At 42.6% G+C, this 18367-nt stretch carries 19 protein-coding genes; 18 read left to right on the top strand and 1 reads right to left on the bottom strand.

The genetic code is table 11. From position 1 onward, the window contains the following. Together ACBP55_RS33050 and ACBP55_RS33045 are read left to right on the top strand one after the other, a co-directional pair. Positions 1–1566, top strand: a complete 1566-nt coding sequence (locus ACBP55_RS33050) for a DUF4118 domain-containing protein (protein WP_464647775.1) — start codon at positions 1–3, stop codon at positions 1564–1566. After that, positions 1529–2227: a response regulator gene (locus tag ACBP55_RS33045; protein WP_464647773.1), complete on the top strand. Its 699-nt coding sequence runs from the start codon at positions 1529–1531 to the stop codon at positions 2225–2227. Before ACBP55_RS33050 ends, ACBP55_RS33045 begins: the two co-directional genes overlap by 38 nt. A 555-nt stretch (positions 2228–2782) precedes the next feature. Here ACBP55_RS33045 and ACBP55_RS33040 read toward each other — a convergent pair. Further along, positions 2783–3391: a hypothetical protein gene (locus ACBP55_RS33040; protein WP_464647771.1), complete on the bottom strand. Its 609-nt coding sequence runs from the start codon at positions 3389–3391 to the stop codon at positions 2783–2785. 575 nt (positions 3392–3966) lie between these two features. On the opposite strand from ACBP55_RS33040, the gene ACBP55_RS33035 reads away from it, so the two are divergent. From ACBP55_RS33035 to ACBP55_RS32960, 16 genes are all read left to right on the top strand, one after another. Then, complete coding sequence (locus ACBP55_RS33035) at positions 3967–4992, top strand: HD-GYP domain-containing protein (RefSeq protein ID WP_464647769.1); 1026 nt, start codon at positions 3967–3969, stop codon at positions 4990–4992. A gap of 46 nt (positions 4993–5038) precedes the next feature. Next, on the top strand, positions 5039–5377 hold the full coding sequence (locus tag ACBP55_RS33030) for a response regulator transcription factor (protein ID WP_029196382.1): 339 nt from the start codon (positions 5039–5041) through the stop codon (positions 5375–5377). A gap of 206 nt (positions 5378–5583) precedes the next feature. Next, positions 5584–6345 carry a YveK family protein gene (locus tag ACBP55_RS33025; protein ID WP_464647767.1) on the top strand — a complete coding sequence of 254 codons (762 nt, stop codon included), beginning with the start codon at positions 5584–5586 and terminating at the stop codon, positions 6343–6345. Next, the gene (locus ACBP55_RS33020) at positions 6326–6991 is read left to right on the top strand and encodes a CpsD/CapB family tyrosine-protein kinase (protein WP_029196380.1); all 666 of its coding nucleotides are present in this window, start codon (positions 6326–6328) and stop codon (positions 6989–6991) included. The genes ACBP55_RS33025 and ACBP55_RS33020 overlap by 20 nt, the downstream gene beginning before the upstream one ends. 46 nt (positions 6992–7037) lie before the next feature. Then, positions 7038–8321, top strand: coding sequence for an efflux RND transporter periplasmic adaptor subunit (locus tag ACBP55_RS33015; RefSeq protein ID WP_464647765.1), 1284 nt, complete (start codon positions 7038–7040; stop codon positions 8319–8321). 21 nt (positions 8322–8342) lie between these two features. Continuing rightward, positions 8343–10064: a hypothetical protein gene (locus ACBP55_RS33010; protein ID WP_464647763.1), complete on the top strand. Its 1722-nt coding sequence runs from the start codon at positions 8343–8345 to the stop codon at positions 10062–10064. Between the two features lie 12 nt (positions 10065–10076). Next, positions 10077–10295 (top strand): hypothetical protein, encoded by a 219-nt coding sequence (locus ACBP55_RS33005; protein WP_464647761.1) that lies wholly within the window; start codon positions 10077–10079, stop codon positions 10293–10295. A gap of 70 nt (positions 10296–10365) precedes the next feature. Then, a complete protein-coding gene (locus tag ACBP55_RS33000; RefSeq protein WP_464647759.1) occupies positions 10366–11151 on the top strand; it encodes a hypothetical protein in 786 nt (261 codons plus the stop codon). Then, a complete protein-coding gene (locus ACBP55_RS32995) occupies positions 11151–11420 on the top strand; it encodes a PqqD family protein (protein WP_464647757.1) in 270 nt (89 codons plus the stop codon). The genes ACBP55_RS33000 and ACBP55_RS32995 overlap by 1 nt, the downstream gene beginning before the upstream one ends. Next, a complete protein-coding gene (locus ACBP55_RS32990; RefSeq protein ID WP_464647755.1) occupies positions 11407–11862 on the top strand; it encodes a signal peptidase I in 456 nt (151 codons plus the stop codon). The genes ACBP55_RS32995 and ACBP55_RS32990 overlap by 14 nt, the downstream gene beginning before the upstream one ends. 19 nt (positions 11863–11881) lie before the next feature. After that, a complete protein-coding gene (locus ACBP55_RS32985; RefSeq protein WP_464647753.1) occupies positions 11882–13705 on the top strand; it encodes an ABC transporter ATP-binding protein in 1824 nt (607 codons plus the stop codon). After that, positions 13674–14699: a nucleotidyltransferase family protein gene (locus tag ACBP55_RS32980; protein ID WP_464647751.1), complete on the top strand. Its 1026-nt coding sequence runs from the start codon at positions 13674–13676 to the stop codon at positions 14697–14699. The genes ACBP55_RS32985 and ACBP55_RS32980 overlap by 32 nt, the downstream gene beginning before the upstream one ends. A gap of 195 nt (positions 14700–14894) precedes the next feature. After that, a complete protein-coding gene (locus ACBP55_RS32975; protein ID WP_464647749.1) occupies positions 14895–16835 on the top strand; it encodes a lasso peptide isopeptide bond-forming cyclase in 1941 nt (646 codons plus the stop codon). 15 nt (positions 16836–16850) lie between these two features. Further along, a complete protein-coding gene (locus ACBP55_RS32970) occupies positions 16851–16985 on the top strand; it encodes a paeninodin family lasso peptide (RefSeq protein ID WP_261302588.1) in 135 nt (44 codons plus the stop codon). 112 nt (positions 16986–17097) lie between these two features. Then, positions 17098–18027 carry an HPr kinase/phosphorylase gene (locus ACBP55_RS32965; RefSeq protein WP_464647747.1) on the top strand — a complete coding sequence of 310 codons (930 nt, stop codon included), beginning with the start codon at positions 17098–17100 and terminating at the stop codon, positions 18025–18027. Further along, a complete protein-coding gene (locus ACBP55_RS32960) occupies positions 18028–18336 on the top strand; it encodes a lasso peptide biosynthesis PqqD family chaperone (RefSeq protein WP_464653507.1) in 309 nt (102 codons plus the stop codon). The last annotated feature ends 31 nt before the right edge of the window (positions 18337–18367 follow it).

The raw sequence follows: 18367 nt of genomic DNA, 5'->3' as shown, positions 1-18367 counted from the left end.
ATGGTGAAAAAAACAAAAGAATTGATGAACTGGAAATCGTATTTTATTATCGCTATTTTTATTACAATACTAACCATATTTTTAAGAGCCTTTGGTCTTTTTCTAGATTTAGTTAACATTGTGCTGCTTTATTTATTTCCTGTTCTTTTTAGTGCTGTACGCTGGGGAAGAGGGCCCTCCTTTTTTGCTGCGGGAATAGGGGTATTGGCGTTTGATTATTTTTTTGTGCCACCCATTTTTAGTCTTACGGTTGCTGATTTGCGTTATATGATCTCTTTTATTGTTTTTTTATCAGTTGCTGGCCTTACTTCCAACTTGGCTTCTAAACTGAGGAATCAAATTCATCAAGCGCAGCAAAAAGAAGCAAGTACGGCTGCTCTGTACGCTTTAAGTCGTAAGATTACCGCCATTTCAGACCTAGATGTCCTACTAAATCAGATTGTTCAACATGTTTCAGATACGATTGACGCTAAGGCTGCAATTATTTTACCAAACGAGTTGGGGGAACAGCAGTTGGAAGCCTGCTCCAAGGATGGCGAAGATTGGGCCAGTGATGAATCCCATCTGTCTATCGCCGCTTGGGTCAATAAACATAATTCCATTGCCGGTCGAGGGACTCTTACATTGGGGGAATCATCGGATCTGCATGTCCCTTTAGCTACGGATCAGCAGGTTCATGGCGTGCTTGCTGTTCATGTTGGCGATAGAAATTTGTCAGATATGCCGGAGCTTATTCGGATCATCGAAGCGCTATCTGATCTTGTAGCCGTTGCGATATCTCGCGTTAAACTCGCGAATGAAGCCAAGGTGGCGCAATTAACGGCTGAATCGGAGAAGCTGCGTACCGCGCTGCTGGATTCGCTTTCACATGAATTGCGAACGCCCCTGGCAACGATCATAGGTTCAGTAACCGGACTCCTAGAAGGGGAAGACGTCTTCGGTCCTGAGGATCGACGAGAGTTATTACTCACGACTCGTGAGGGAGCTACCCGGATGAACCGGTTGGTCGGCAATTTACTGGGCATGGTTCGGATTGAGAGCGGCATGCTGCGTTTAAATAAACAGTGGTGTGGGATAGAGGATATTGTAGGTGTCGCGCTTACGCAATTGAACGACGCTTTGCTGCACAGAAAAGTAAACATACGTCTTGCGCCAGATCTTCCGTCTGTACCTCTAGACGAAGTTCTTATTGAACAGGTGTTGATTAATGTCATTAGTAATGCCATTAAGTATTCGCCGGATGGAAGCGAAATTGTGATTGAAGCGGATCACAACCAAGACATGATTGATTTGACCATCAAAGATCAGGGTGCAGGCATTGCCTCAGCTGATTTGGAGCGGGTATTTGAGAAATTTTATAGAGGCCATTTAACCAAACATATCCCAGGAACAGGGCTTGGGCTTGCGATCAGTAAAAGCATTGTGGAAGCACATGGCGGCCATATTGCAGCCTCGAACAATGGGAATCGAGGAACAGCTATTCGGATAAGCTTGCCTTTACAATTCGCTGAGAAAGACGGGGATGGGAATGACAACTACAGGAGCGAAGATCCTAATCATCGATGATGAACCACAAATACGAAAGTTGCTGCGCGTCACTCTAACTGCTCATGGATTTGAAGCAGCTGAAGCTTCCACCGGTCAAGAAGGCTTGCTGCAGGCTACGATGGTGCGCCCTGATTTAATTGTCTTAGACCTGGGTTTGCCTGATATGACGGGCATGGAAGTGCTAGCTAATATCCGCGAGTGGTCGCAGGTGCCCATCATTATTCTTACTGCTCATGACCAGGAACAGGATAAAGTTGCCGCCTTGGATCGCGGCGCCGACGATTATGTGACGAAGCCGTTTGGCATGGGCGAATTTATGGCCCGTATGCGAGTTGCCTTACGGCATATCGCCAAGACGCAAGATGAACCGGTGTTGAAACTGGGTCATTTAGTCATTGATTTATCGCAACGTAGTGTTGAGCTTAAGGATGAGAAACTCAAATTAACTCCTACGGAATACGATTTGTTGAAAGTTCTCGCCCTGAATGCAGGACGAGTAATGACACACAAACAATTGCTCAAACAAGTTTGGGGCGGTCAGCAGTATGAATCAGACAGCCAATACTTGAGAGTATATGTTGGTCATCTGAGGAAAAAGATTGAAGAGGACCCGACAAGACCGAAGTATATCCTTACGGAGCCTGGGATCGGATACCGTTTTGCTTGGCAGGAAGGCTGATAAGAAAGAAGGCTGTTATTCCGTTGAACTGTGCCGCCATTCGTTGGTACTTAGAAGAAAGACCCTAGATTAAGCTGTTAAAAGATGGATCCCGTACGCAGAATTCACCGGGAGTCATCTTTTTTTGTGCTCATTTTCGGTATCATCTACATTTAGGCTCACTTGAGGTTGCTGGATGAATGAATCCCTAAATGCGGTAGAATGATGTTGTAAAAAATGCAAAAATTGCTGCCTAAATCTCGCCTATTTCCCTTCGATGTTGCATAATGTACAACAATTTGGCCCAATATCGAGCATTTAGCAACAAATGTGCTCAAAATGTTGTACGATATGCAACTTCAAGATGCAAAATAGCCTTTTGGCGTGTGAATTGTTGCAGAAAATACAACATTGGTAACCACTAAAGCCCATCTGCCATCTCGAAAGCTGAATGACTCTAAAATCGCATTTTGGAGTTATGATTGTAAACGTAAAAATACCCGAGAGATGTCACTTTTTTCAAAGTTCCATCTTCCGGGTATTTACTATGAGAATAGCAGCCTTTTTCGTATTATTTTAACAAGTAAATGAGTCAATGAAGCGCAAATCGATACCGAAATACCTCCAAGAGAACCCAGTCCAACGGAAGCCTGCGATTGAATTGCGTCCGACAAAGGTAGGGAAATACCAGAACTGTTGACCGTTGTTGAGCCAGACATAAGTGAAATTAAACAAGCAGCGGCGAATACTTCCCGGGTCTACGGCAAAAGCGGAGGCACCTTCCGATGTAAACGGCTTCTGCGGTGTATAAGCTGGAGGCGCCGAAGTTGGAGCTTGCTCTCCTCCTTGCTGTTGCCCAGGGAAGGGTGGGTCAGGGAAGCCAGGATTCATGCCAGATCCAGGGAAGCCAGGAGACATGCCAGGATTCATGCCAGGAGACATGCCAGGAGACATGCCAGGAAACATGCCAGGAGACATGCCAGGAGACATGCCAGGAGAGATGCCAGGAGACATGCCAGGAGACATGCCAGGAGACATACCAGGAGACATGCCAGGAAACATGCCAGGAGACATGCCAGGAGACATGCCAGGAAACATGCCAGGGGACATGCCAGGAGACATGCCAGGAGACATGCCAGGAGACATGCCAGGAGACATGCCGGATCCAGGGAATCCAGGAGTCATACCGGCTCCCGGGGGTACCAGGAGTCATACCGGTTCCGGGGGTACCAGGAGTCATACCGGCTCCGGGGAATCCAGGAGTCATACCGGTTCCGGGAGCACCGGGAGTCATGCCGAATCCGGGTAAGCCCGGAAATCCGAAGCCGCGCGTATCGTAAGCTGGCACCCAACCATAAGCTTGGGGTACTGCATAGTCATACGGATAAGGAAAAGCTTGCGGATATGAAGCCGGATAGAACTGTTCCGAAGTTTCAGGCTGTACGGATACAGTTTCGAATTCACGAAGTTCATCTTGTTTGTTGTCTGAAGCCATTGCGTAATTTCCTCCTTAGGTAAAAGCGGATTAGTCGATACTTACTATATGCAGCAGGGTAGACGGATGTCACGATGTGATTTTAGCGCTAATTGAACAACAAAAGCAGACCAATAGTCCTACTTTTGATGGTTTCGAGAGATGGCATAGGTGATTTAACCTACATTATCCAGTGAAATACGGGATTCTGCTCCCATAGATTGTACTAATTTTGTCGTATATAATTGAAAATGGTTATATTTTGAAATAATTGGAGCGAGCTTTATTGAGAGAACTATTGGGTAAGATGTTGAAATACGATGTGACAACAAGCCATGGACTTGTCTTAGTACCAAGTCAATCGGTTCTCAATCAAGAGCATTTGGATTTGTTTCGACAGCATCGCATTGACCTTATGGAAATCATTACGACAACCATGTATGAGCATAAGCTTGTTTCTGTATCCCCACCAGATTCTTCCGAACTCCTTGTCCAAAAAGCTTCTCAATATGCCAAGGACTTATTCGAGCGTATTCAATCGCAGAAGAAGATTCCGCTGCTGGAAATCAAGAATGAATTGATTCCTATCGTTCTGCAGGCTGCTGAGAACCCCGATTTATTTCAATTGTTTGAAGCTGTCAAAGCGAAAGATGAGTACACGCATAAGCACAATATTGGTGTAGGCATACTCTCAACGCTGATTGGAAAATGGTTAAATTTAGCTGATAATGAAGTGGCGCTATTATCGCTGGCGGCAACGATGCATGATGTTGGTAAGATCAAGATTTCGCAAGAGATTCTGTTGAAGCCGGGGAAGTTAACCTCAGAAGAGTACGATGAAATAAAGCGACACACGATTCTAGGCTATAACATGCTGAAGGAAACGGTAGGGATTAACTACAGAGTAGCTCTGGTTGCTCTACAGCATCATGAACGGGCAGATGGCACTGGATACCCCTTGCAATTAAGGGATAGCCAGTTGGATCGAATGAGCCGAATTGTTGCTGTTGCCGATGTCTTTCACGCGATGTCCTCGAAGAGGCCTTATCATGAAATGATGCCCTTTTACGAGGTTGTGAGCCGGATGAGGAAAGGGTTTTTCGGAGAATTGGACCCCCACATTGTGTCAGTATTTCTTACGAATATGATTAATAATTTGATTGGCAGAACAGTAAAGCTAACCGACGGCCGCTCTGGCGAGGTCGTTTATATTAACCCTACGGATGATACAAACCCGCTTGTAAAGATTGAGGAGTCATTTCTAGACCTAAGTAGAGAAAGACACATCCATATAAGTGAAGTTGTGATATGAGAGATCGCTTGGCAATCAATTAGACATATATAAAGGATGTTATCGGATGACAAATAGGTTGATTACAGAACATGAAAGTTACGTAAATGTGGAGCTAACCAAGGAACCAGAGCTGGTTTTTCATCAGTTTTTTGCGAATTACGGCCTCACGCAGCGTGAATCTGAAATTCTGTCTTTACTTGTTACCCATGGATACACCAACCGTGAGATTGCTGAAAGTTGTTACATTAGTGAGAAAACTGTGAAAATACATTTGGCTAATATTATGAGCAAAATTGGCATAGGCTCGATGCGGAAACTGCTTGCGATGCTTCTGCAGCAGGCGCTAACCCTCTCCAATCGAACGAATGAATCAAGTAGAATAACGACAATAGGGATGAGCTAAAGCCCTAAGAGAAGAGTCCTGAAACAGGAATTCTTCTCTTTTTTTATGAAGATTTTATCTGATACATTTTGGAACCTAAATAGCAAATATTTTATTGACATGATACAAAAAGTATCTTAAAGTAGTAATATCATCATGATACAAATAGTATCAAAGATTTCGTTATTTTCTACCAAATGCAAGTAGACTTCCTACGGAGGGGAATCATGGAGATCAATTTTAAAGAATATTTAATGATTATAAAGAAACGCTTGTGGCTCATCGTATTAGTCGTACTAGTGACAACGATTCTAACTGCTTTGTATACCTCATCCAACTATCAGCCCATTTACCAAGCTTCGACCAAGTTGATCGTTAACAAGACGGTTGAACAGGACCAATTAGGTAGAGAGCAGATCGATTACGGAGCGATCGGTGTTAATATTGCCCTCATGAATACCTATAAAGAAATCATCAGGACCCCAGCTATTATGGATAAAGTTGTTCAACGTTACCCCGATTTAAATGTGTCCTCCGACCAACTCATCTCTATTGTAAATGTATCTAATTTAAATGAAACGCAAGTCATGACGATCGTTGCAAGACACTTCTCGCATGAAAAAGCAGTGAGAATCGCGAATGCCGTATCGGATGTCTTTCAAACCGAAATTCCCAAGATTATGAAAGTGGATAATGTAACCATATTAAATAGAGCAAAAGTACAGGACAATCCCGCACCCATCAACCAAAAATCAAATCAATATCTTATTTTAAGCTTTATAGGTTCCTTAGCTGTAATGATCGGTCTTACCTTCCTGCTGGATGCATTGGACGATACGTTAAAATCAGATGAAGACATTCGTCAGGTATTTGAAGTATCGACCTTAGGGTACATACCAAAAGTGAAAAACAAAGCATTACGAACTAAGCAGAAAAATAAATCTAGAAAAAAAGCAGGGGAACCGTCATATGCCAAAACCATCCACTAATTCTGCGATTATGATGCAAATTCATCCGGATTCCTCCACCTCAGAAGCTTATCGGTCTTTAAGATTTAATATCGAATGCTCCGTTTTTGGACGTGAGGCGAAGACGATTACGATTACCTCATCGGGCCGTGGTGAAGGGAAAACGACGACAGCTATTAATTTGGCAGTGGCTTATGCTCAGATTGGCAAGAAAGTGATTCTGCTCGATGCGGATCTGCGTAATCCTTCTATCCATCTTGCATTTGGTGAAGATAATGGCATTGGATTGACGAATTATTTGGTTAACCAGAATGCATTGGAAGGGATCATACGGGAAACAATTGTTGAAAATCTGTCTATTTTGACCTCAGGACCTGTCCAACAGAATCCTTCCGGTTTATTGGCATCCAAAGCTATGGATAACCTCTTAGCAGAACTGAGAACCAGATACGACATGGTCATTGTGGATACGTCATCGGTCTTAACGTTAACGGATGCGAAAATAATGGCGACCAAGTGCGATGGGGTGCTTCTCATTGTGGAATATGGCAAGGTGAAACGTGGCGCAGCCAAGAAGGTGAAAGAGGAGCTTATGCTTGCGAAAGCCAAGCTGATTGGGGTGGTTATGAACGAAATAAAAGACCATCATGCGGAAACCTATATGTAACTTTTGTCGGTAAAAAATTGTAGTAAGGGGAGCGAGTTTATAGCTAATGAGACAAAAAAGACGAAAGCCGCATCGGCGAGTCGTGAGAACCGCCTGCATCTTGACGCTGAGCATTGGAATTCTGGCCGGATGCTCCGAGACAGCCCCGTTAAATCCGGATGCTAATGCTTTATCTCAGGAGCAGGCTTTAAAAAATGTCAAAGTATTTAAGGTCATTAATCAAAAAATTGGAGATCCGCTCGAACGTGCGGCTGAAGTTCAATCCTCCGTTCAATTCGACGTCGTAGCCAAGATGGCTGGGGACGTTGATCAAATCCTGAAAAAGCGCGGAGATATGGTGCAAGAAGGGGACGTAATCGTCAAACTGAAGTCTAGCGAGATCTCAGCCCAACGAGAAGCGGCGGACGCTGCTGTCAAAACGGCCCAGGCAGCCATAGAAAAAGCAAAAATTAGAGCAAAAAAAGAAATGGAAAGCCAGAAGCTGGAAATGAGCAACGCCATTCAAAAAATGGAGTTAGGCATGACGAGCTTGCTGCGAAATTACAATAAAATGAAGAACGACTATGATATTGGTCTGGTTACGAAAGCCCAGCTGTATCAGATGGAAAACCAAATGATGAATGCCCGCATGGATCTGGATCAGCTCAAGCAGAAACTAAGCATTTTGGAACCGATTGATGCTACTTCCGAATTGGAAGATCAGCTCAAAAATGCTCGTGTAACCTTGCAGCAGGTAGATCAATCCATGAAAAATCTTGAAGTAAAAGCCCCTGTGAGCGGCCTGTTATCGGAGATGCCGTTAGAGGGATGGATGAGCTTGCAGCCGGGTGCTACCATCGGTGTCATTCAGAGACTGGATCCGATTAAAATTAAAGCTCAGCTATCGGAAGAAGAAACGAGACACTTAAGTGGCAAGACAGAGCTGTCCTACTATATAGCAGGAACTAAGACGATGTATAAAGGGAAAATTAGTTATCTCTCCAAAGTGATCGACCCGCAAACGAAAGCTTATGAAATCAACTTAGAAGTGCCTAATAAAGATTTGACCCTGAAACCTGGCATGAAGCTAAGGATTCAAATGACAGAGGAGAAAGACCAAATCGTTCCCACCGTTCCGACCTATAGTATCGTTAAAGAGGGTGATGATGCCTTCGTATTCGTACTATCGGGCGATATTGTCGAGAAGCGCAGCGTACAACTTGGCAGGCTAAATGAACCTAATCAAGAAGTGCTTTCAGGAGTCAAAGAAGGGGAATTGGTCGTTAAATCCAATCCTAATCAGTTAAGAGACAAAGAAAAAGTCCAAATGACGGCTATTGAAGAGCAATAATGAAAAATGGAGTGACTTGAATTGAAAATAAATTGGAAACATACCATGGTCATGTTCATCTTATCCGTCTCTCTCGTGATTCCATCTGCGTCCTTTCATGCATTGGCAGATGAGAAATATACGCAGTCATCGAGTACGACTAGCTATCAACTTACCGATGCGATCAAGGTGGAAGTTAAAAGTATTTTAAATGAATCATCCTCTGAAGGAACTAGGATTGCCGCCGTTGTCCGCATATTTAACGATGGAGACCGCTTGACTGGGGTCCCGGAATATGAGGTTCGCGTCAAGACACAAGAAGGCTTGGAATATATCATGCGTCCTAGTCAAGCTAATGTCAAAAATATTCAACCTAAAGAAACTGCCGAGCTTAGTTATATGAATGTTGTTGATCGTTATGACACTTTCTCATTAACCGAACTCTCGTGGTTGGATGTGGATGAATTCGTCTATCCCAAAGAAGAAAAGAGAATCATATCTATTCCCGTATCCGCCATAGAATGGAAAGGGGAGAAGGCTGTCCTTTCTGATCCCGCCATGATGAAGAAATGGGAAGATACGTTTACGATTCCCGTGTTATCGAGCACAGTAGAATACAAACCGGTTAGCCTGAATGAACAAAATACACCAGATGGCCCTATGACGATTGTAGGTTTGCTTGCAACGAATAAGGGAGATAAGAAAACAACGATACCCGATTTTCGAATAAACGGGGTATCTGAGAAGAAAGTGTATGCCGGCAAACGGCTCGAACAAGATAAGCTGTTACTTGAACCAGGTGAGCAGCAATATGTCCACTATGCCATACCGGTCAGGAATAGGATGGAACTGAAAAGCTTATCCATCCTTACACCCGAAGACTTTGCGGTTGATGACAAAACGCACAACAATTATTTAATAGGCAGATTGACGATTGCATTGCCGGAAGCTGCCAGTAATCTGCGCTACTTGAATTCTTTATTAGAGTATGAATGGAATAAGCCGATTAAGTTTGATCCGTTATACAAGTTGATTCGGCCTGAAGTAGATGTATCCATGGTTGATCTGCAATTGCATGAAAGCGCTGGCGGCGGCTTCAAAGCAGCAGTTGCTAAGTTCAAGCTGCTCAACCATAGCGAAAGTCCATTGCAGGTTCCTCATTTCCAGGCGGAGCTGTCGAGCAAAAGCGGTAATAAATACTTAGGCACCAGACAAAGTACGCTGGTAGAAACGCTTATTCCGAATATAAGCTACGTCATTTACTATTCATTTATCATTCCGAGCACGGAGACAGGTGAACAGTTGGCCATGCAGATTTTGGATACGAAGAGTGTTGAGCCCTACAATATTCCGCTGGCTGCCTTCAAAACAAAGGTTATGGAAGAGACAAGCGATAAGTCCCTTGCTTTCTACCCTTTTCAAGTTACTTTGAACGATTGGTCCACAGGGGCCAACTACAATATGGGATCTGGAAGCTTACCCTACTCGTATAAGCTGAATTTGGATTTCAATATCAAACTTCAGGATGAGGTCGTCGTCGATCAAAGCTTCTCCAAGATGAGGCTCGAATTGGCTGATGCCAAAAACAGAATTATGGTAACGAAGGTTCTTTCGTTTACGGGTGAGAACAAGCTGGTTAGCGGCACACAGACTATTAATTTTGACTTGGATCGGTTTGAAACAACGGTATATCTTCGTATATACGAAATTATTGATACACCCTTCGGGGAAGCAAGACGACTTATCCAAACTTTGAAACGATAGGAGAGTGAAACGATGGAAGAAAATGCGAAGAGGGAACAAAAATTGTATGCGCGCCCCATGGTTTTAAGTCAACAACCGGTTCGTTTTGAGACAACTCAAAGCTGGAATAAAGGCCACGGTAACCTGAATCACCCGGGTACAGGGAATGGCGGCATTAATTATCCGAACCCTCCGTACACCGGACCGCATAATGGTAACGGAGGCGGCAACGGTAACGGTAAGAATAAGTAAGTTTGTCCAAGGAGGTCAATAGTGATAGGCTATTGACCTCGAATTTCAATTCGACCTCAGGGGATGAAGCATGGAACTCTTTCATACACAAATTGGTGAGCATGCCATTCAATTGATTTGTCAATCAGAAGCATTAATGTGCATCATGCGTAAGAATTTCCCAGCTGCGGATCTGATCGTAAGTAAGCCTGATATCATTATTTATCTCAAAGAGGGATATGGAGTTTCCTTTGTTGATTATGACGTCGAAATTACCAAAGAAGTCGATAGCGTCTCCTTCCGCAGGGCTGATTATTTGATCGAAGCAGAATTGGATTATCGTTACGCTGTTATTTCCGTAAACAATGAATTGGCTTTAAAGCATGCCCTAATGAATATGTACAGCTCCTATGTGGTTCATCACAAGTGGGGACTGTTAATTCATTCTTCCTGCGTCATGGATAAGGGAAAAGCGTATCTGTTTGCAGGCCATTCAGGTGCTGGTAAATCTACCGCCGCTAAACTATCAATGCCTCGTAACCTTCTTTCCGATGAAGCAACTGTTGTCAAAATTATGCCGGATAAGGTGACCATCTTTAACTCCCCATTTCGAAGTGAGCTGGACCGAACAACAGGCGCAGAAGAAAATAGTCCGTTAGCAGGGATTTATTTATTGAATCAGGCCGTCGATAATCACATCGTTCCGCTTAGTAAGTCGAATGGATTCCTTCATCTCATGGATAAAGTGTTTTATTGGTCTCACAGCCCTGAAGAAATCGGGGGCATACTTCAATTGTTGCAGCAATTGGTCAACTCGGTCTCGATTTGCGAGCTGCATTTTCAAAAAAACGATACATTTTGGGAGTTGATTTCGTAATGACCCAGTACCTTCGGATGAATGATTATGAGTCTATTCAATTAGATATGGAATGGATTATTTTGAACACAGATGAGTATACCTTAACGAAGTTAAACGGAGTGGGTGGATTTTGCTGGTCATTGCTTGGCGCAGCTCAGACGGTTAGCTCTATTAGCGAAGCAATTCGAAAGGAGTACGAATTCGTCGACGAGACGGTTGAAGAAGATATTGAAGCGTTCTTGAACGATATGATTGGACGCGGCTTGGTTCAACATGGAGTTTCATAAGGAATTTGTACAGATCATTACTCATGCAATTGATAAAAGAGGATGGATCGAGCTTCCAGCTCGTGGAACGAGTATGTATCCTTTTATCAAGAAGGGGGATATTTGCCGTTTTGTCTCCACGCAGGCTGCAAACCTGAAGAAAGGCGATATCATCCTATTTCATACACCTCATGGAAACTTAGTCGCCCATCGTTTTTGCCGATTGGTAACTAGGAACGAGCAGTTGCATTACCTTTGTAAGGGAGATGCCAACTTAGCGCATGATGAGGCTATTGCACTGGAGCAGTTAATTGGCAAGATGACCTGGATTAGGCGGAATGGGCGGATCATCCATGTATCGAGTCTACCCTCATATGTTTGGGGCCAAATTCTCCTCGCATTCCCTATGATATCGCTATTGCTAAGAGTTTATTTAAATCGAAGAGAAAGCACGCAAGCCTAGACTTTCTATGGAGTGACCTATGACTCGAATAATACGAAGGTACCTATTTACCGTAAGGGAATACATAACTTTCAAGGATATTCAGAGAACCTACACCTTACTGAGTCCATATATGCTGCAGCACTGGAAGGCGTATGCCATTCTCTTTTTCTTGTTATTCGTTGATATCACCCTAACGTTGGCCTATTCCTGGTTCTTCGGAAACCTGACGGACGCTGCTATTCAAAGTAATTTCGTACGAATGAAGTGGTTAATTCCAATTGGCATTAGCTTTGTTATTCTTAGTATTTCTTCGACTTATCTGAATACCGTTTTTGAAACCATTGCAACAAATGCTGTGAAGAGGGATTTTTCAGTACACTTATTTAAACATATATTGCTTCTATCTGGAAAGCATATTTCCAACCACCATTCTGGTGAGCTAATGTCTCACTTCTCCAATGATATTCATAACATTAACGGTGTTATTGGCAGAAGCCTAATTGACCTTATAAGACTCCCCTTTATTTATTTAGCTGTTTTGATTTATTTGATGCAAATTAGTTGGAAATTAGCGCTCATTTGCGTACTAGTCGCTCCGATTGCTATGCTATTTAGTATTATCTTCGGTTTATTACTCCGTAACAACGGCAGATTGGTTCATAACCTGATAGGAAATATTAGTACCCTTCTAAATGAAACATTTCATGGTTTGCAAGTCATTCGATCATTTACCATGGAAAAATCAATATTTGCGAAATATGTTAGTAAAAATCAAGAACTCTATGCCCTAGAGTTAAGGAATGCAAAATTGCGTGGATGGTTTTATGTAGGGGGGCATGCTGTTTCTACGATAACTTTTCTTGTAAGTCTCTGCATGGGTTCGTATTACGTGTCATTAGGTTTAATATCAGTAGGTTCCTTGCTGATTTTTGTTAACCTAGTTAACCATTTGGTTTATCCATTGACAGAGCTCGCCGGACAATGGGCAGGCTTTCAAAGATCATCTTCAGCTATGGAAAGAATACTCAAAATCTTGGAGCAACCAACAGAATCAACTGATTTACCGTTAGCCGTCCAATCTTTGCCATTGGAGAAGTCTATTCAGTTTCAGGACATCACGTTTAGCTATGATGGGCATAACAACATTTTTGACCATTTAAATTTGCAGATCCCGGCCGGAAAGGTCGTTGCCATAGTCGGTTTGAGCGGGGCAGGGAAAACGACATTATTTAATCTGCTCTTAGCATTTTACAAACCGCAATTCGGTAAGATTTTCATTGATGATCGTTCTAGTGAAGCATTCTCGCCTTCCGAATTAAGGAGTTTATTTGCCCATGTTTCTCAAGAAACCTTTCTATTTGGCGGTACGATAAGGGAAAACCTCCTATTAGCTCGAGAGGGTATTACGGATGCGGAGATGATGCAGGCTGCTACGATTGCCAACATCCACCCTTACATCATATCTCTTCCTCATGGCTATGACACTGAAATTGGGGAAAGAGGGGTAAGGCTGTCCGGTGGACAAAAACAACGTATGGCTATTGCCCGCGCGGTGTTAAAAAATGCCCCGATCCTCCTGCTGGATGAGGCTACCTCCGCCTTGGACAATGAGACAGAACATCAAGTAAAAGAAGCTCTACACAGATTAATGACTGGCCGCACAACGCTTGTCATTGCACATCGATTATCGACTGTTCAAAATGCTGATGTCATCATTGTCATGGACAAAGGGAAAATTGTCCAAACAGGACGTCATCACGATTTAATGATGGAGTATGGACTGTATCGCAGTTTAAATCAGAAGGGATTTCAGAAAAGGGGAGAGCTCGTTGATCATTACTTTGATACAAGCGTTATATGATCCAAGAGTCCCCATACCCCAGGATATAGCGTTTTTTGAGAAGGCACTCGAGGATATTGAGTTTTTTGATATATCACCGCAGATGTATTGGTTATTAAAGCAGCGGGGACAATTGGTGCAAATGCCGCCGTTTTTTCAGGAACGGTTACAACAAAAATATAAAGGCACCTTATATCAAAATATGTTTATCCGAAGTCAAACGAAAATAGCATTAGAAAAACTTGAAGAAGCGGGAATTCAGACAATCCCCCTTAAAGGCACTTTCTTTGCTGAAAAGTATTTTGGACACTTAGGAGCTAGAGGTACGTCCGATATTGATCTTTTGGTGCAACCTTTTGATCTGGAAAGAGCTATTCATTGTGTAAAATCACTGGGGTATATAGAGCAGGAACGGATTCCTTCTCATTTCCATTGGAGCTTCAGTAAAGAAATACCTGATTCACCAATTCCTCTGACAATTGAGTTACATTGGGATTTGATGAAAGAAAAAACATCTGATATAAATATGGATGAATTCTGGGAGCAAGCCACAGCCATAGGATCATACCGGTATATCAAGGAATTATCGGATTACCACACGTTTTATATGATTTGTTTGCACGGTTGGAGGCATAATTTGTGTTCTCTTAAATATTTTTTGGATATCATCCAGATGATCCATATCCTGCAGGACAAAATTGATTACATCCGTTTACAGAAGGACGCTGCTGCCCACAAAACCTTGAGAAGGACCGTCAGGACACTAGCCATTGTTTACCACCACTTTCCGCATCTAGCAGGCATTAAAGAGCTGCCCGTTAAAAAAGGAATCAACCTTTGGTGGCAATACAATGCAATTAGAGATCGAAATTACAAGACATACATGCAATATGTAAATTGGATCTATTATGAATTTTTCGATTTTGATTCGCTAAAGCATACCTGGGCAGCGCTCGTTAATTTCACGTATAGCGTAGGAAATATGAGGTTTTCGCATAAGATCAAAAAGATGTAGGAAGTTGTTGACAGTGATGATAGAAGATGATATTCTGAGGTTGTTCTCGATAAAGAACGACTTTAGGAATGTAAATGAAATTCTGAAATCGTCATGTAAGCCAATAGAAGTAAATTCATGCAAAGAAACGTTCTTTAATGAGAACGACAAAAGAGAGAGATTCTCTTTTATCATATAGAACTGTGGAGGAAACGAATGAGTGCAATAGCCGGAATCTTTCACCTAGATCAAGAGCCAGTGAATGCTGAACATGGCCTTAGATTGATGCAAGGATTCGAAAAGTATCCTTCCGATGATGTTCAGACTTTGCAGCTGGGGAAAGTGTTCCTAGGCTGTCATGCACAGTGGATTACACCCGAATCGGTCGGTGAACGAAATCCGTACTATGATTCTGAAAGAAAGCTGGCCATTACAGCAGACGCGATCATTGATAATCGTGATGAATTGTTTCAATTCTTGCAAGTGGAGCATAGCCGGAGAAAAGAAATGCCTGACAGCGAGCTGATACTGCTTGCTTACCTGAAATGGGGAGTAGACTCGCCGAAATATTTAGTGGGTGACTTTGCTTTCATGATTTGGGATGAAAGAAACCAGCGGCTTTTTGGTGCAAGAGACTTTTCTGGAAGTCGAACACTGTACTTTTTCCGGAATCGCGAGCGATTTGCTTTCAGCACGATCATTGAACCCCTGCTGTTGTTACCCTATGTGAAGAGAGAGTTGAATGAACAATGGCTCGCTGAATACTTGGCTATCACTTCAGTGGTTGATGCGGTGGATGCTTCATTAACGCCAAATAAACATATTGAACAAGTACCTCCATCTCACAGCATTTCCGTAGTTGGAGATCAAATAACGCTTACCAGATATTGTAACATAACCCCTGGGAAGCCATTAAAACTAAGCTCAAATGAAGAGTATGTAGAAGCGTTTCAAGAAGTCTTTCAACAAGCTGTAACAGCACGCTTGCGTACTTACCGTGGCGTGGGGGCTCACTTGAGCGGGGGATTAGATTCAGGCTCAATCGTTAGCTTTGCAGCAAAGGCTCTGCGTGCGGGAAAGAAACAACTGCATACATTCAGTTATATTCCTCCAAATGATTTTGAAGATTATACACCTAGACACCTAATGCCTGATGAAAGACCTTTTATTCAATCGACTGTGCAGCACGTAGGTGGGATCAGAGACCATTATTTAGCCTTTGAGGGGGCGAACTCCTACTCAGAAATCGACGATTACCTGGAAATGATGGAGATGCCATACAAATACTTTGAAAACTCCTTTTGGCTCAAAGGTATGTTTGAGAAGGCCCGAGAGGAAGGGATCGGAGTACTGCTAAGCGGTGCGAGAGGGAACTTAAGCATATCATGGGGATCTGCCTTAGACCATTATGCGCTCCTTTTGAAAAAGATAAAGTGGATTCACCTTATCCAAGAATTGCATCACTATAGCAATACCATGGGAGGACCCAGATTACGAAGACTTCCTGTTGTGGCAAGAGTAGCATTTCCATTTATTGATCGGCTCTTTCCTACAGATAAACCCTATATATTTCCAAGAATAATTAATGATGAATTTGCGCAAAGGACGAATGTTTTCAAAAGATTAAGCGAGTATGGCATCGATCATACAGGGTGGTTCTCCACATCGAATATTTATGAACTAAGAAGAAGGCATTTTGCAGATGTGTTTCATTGGAATGCTACGAATACGCTGACAACGAAATTGTCCCTGCGTTATTCATTATGGCAGCGGGATCCAACCAACGATTTGCGCGTCATCCGTTTTTGTTTATCTGTGCCCGAAGAACAGTATGTTCAAAAAGGCTTGGATCGAGCTCTTATCAGAAGGTCCACAGAGAAATTATTGCCTGATAAAGTGAGGCTAAATCAACATTATCGGGGAGTTCAAGGAGCGGACTGGCTGCATCGGGTGATTCCGTACTGGGATACATTTGTAGATGAGCTGAGGAAGCTTAGTGCAGACCAAACCATTCTAAAGTTTCTGGATGGTAAAGTCATCCAAGCAGCGCTCTTAAAGGCTGAGGGTGGAGCCCGACCAGAAGACGCTACGGATCCTGATTATAAGATTCTAATGCGCAGTTTAATTCTATATCGATATATGAAAAAATTTGCTTGAAAGGAGGTGAAATATATGAAAAAAGAATGGTTGAAACCTGAGCTTGAAGTATTGGATGTTAATCAAACAATGCTTGATCCGAAAAATGGTAACCACCTTGATCATGCTTATCCGACAGGTACTCCTAAAGACCAATTAACATGGAGCTAAGATTGATTTAGATTCAAAGCTACTTACGAATTCGTACATATGTTAAAAGCCCTTATACATCAAGATAGTATAAGGGCCTTTAACATAATAATGGATGCATTGGAGTGAAAAAATGATAGAAGTCGAAAAAAAAGTCGTCTACAAAGCCTTCGGTTTAACGATTTTAAGTGATGTCGCTTTACCGGAATTGACGATAATGGACGAGCAAATAGAAGAAATCGATATCGAAATCAAAATGGATGTAGATCTAACCAGGCTATATTATGAGCTAACGGAAGAACCTCATCAATTTGTAGTGAAAGATCATGTAGTCCTATTTCATTTTCCTGAAATTGCTACCTTTTCAATCAAAGAAGGAAAAAGGATCACGTTTTCACCTATGAAAGAAGCGGAAGACGGCGAGATTCGACTTCTTATTCTAGGAACTTGTATGGGTGTCATCTTGATGCAAAGGAAGATATTTCCGCTGCATGGCAGTTTAGTGGCCATTCAAGGAAAAGCATATGCCATTATCGGAGATTCAGGAGCAGGGAAGTCCACACTGGCCTCAGCTTTCCTTAACGAAGGCTATCAGCTGCTAAGTGACGATGTCATTGCTGTATGGCTTTCAGGGGAAAACATGCCCTATGTTACTTCATCATATCCCCAGCAGAAGCTATGGCAGGATAGTCTCACTAACTTCGGCATGGAGTCGAGTGAGTACCAATCCTTATACGGGAGAGTGGATAAATACTATATCCCCGTGTCCTCTAAATACTTTACTGGCTCCTTACCGCTTGCAGGCGTATTTGAACTAGTAAAAACAGAGGATAAAGAGATTACTATTCGTCAAATCGCAAAACTTGAACGATTCAAAACCCTTTTCTACCATACCTATCGTAATTTCCTTATTCCGGACTTAGGATTGACCGAATGGCATTTTAACACTTCTGCAAGTATTGTAAATAACGTTCAGATGTTCCAACTAAGCCGCCCGACATCTGGCTTCACGGCGCCTCAATTAGTAACAACGATTATGGAGACATTAAATTTGGAGGCATAGATCATGATCAAAAACCAAGCGCTTTCGCTGCAGGACATTGTTGTCCAAGGTAAAGGAAACATTGTAAGTGATATGGGCGGAGAAAAAGTGATGCTGAGCGTTCATAATGGAAAATATTACAATTTAGGTGAAGTTGGCGGGAAAATTTGGGATGCAATCGAGGAGCCAATTGCAGTTACGCAGTTAGTTGCAAACTTAGTGGCCGATTATGAGGTGGATCAAAGCGAGTGTGAACAACAGGTTATCTCTTTTTTGACACATTTAATGGATGAAAAGTTAATTGGCGTGGAAGAAGAAGCTAACTCGTAGTTTCGAATGTTTATTCCACATAAGCGGGGAA

It is taken from the genome of Paenibacillus sp. WG02 (genome assembly GCF_055396115.1).
The sequence above is the reverse complement of the archived record's forward strand: the minus strand, read 5'-3'. Positions and strand labels throughout refer to the sequence as shown.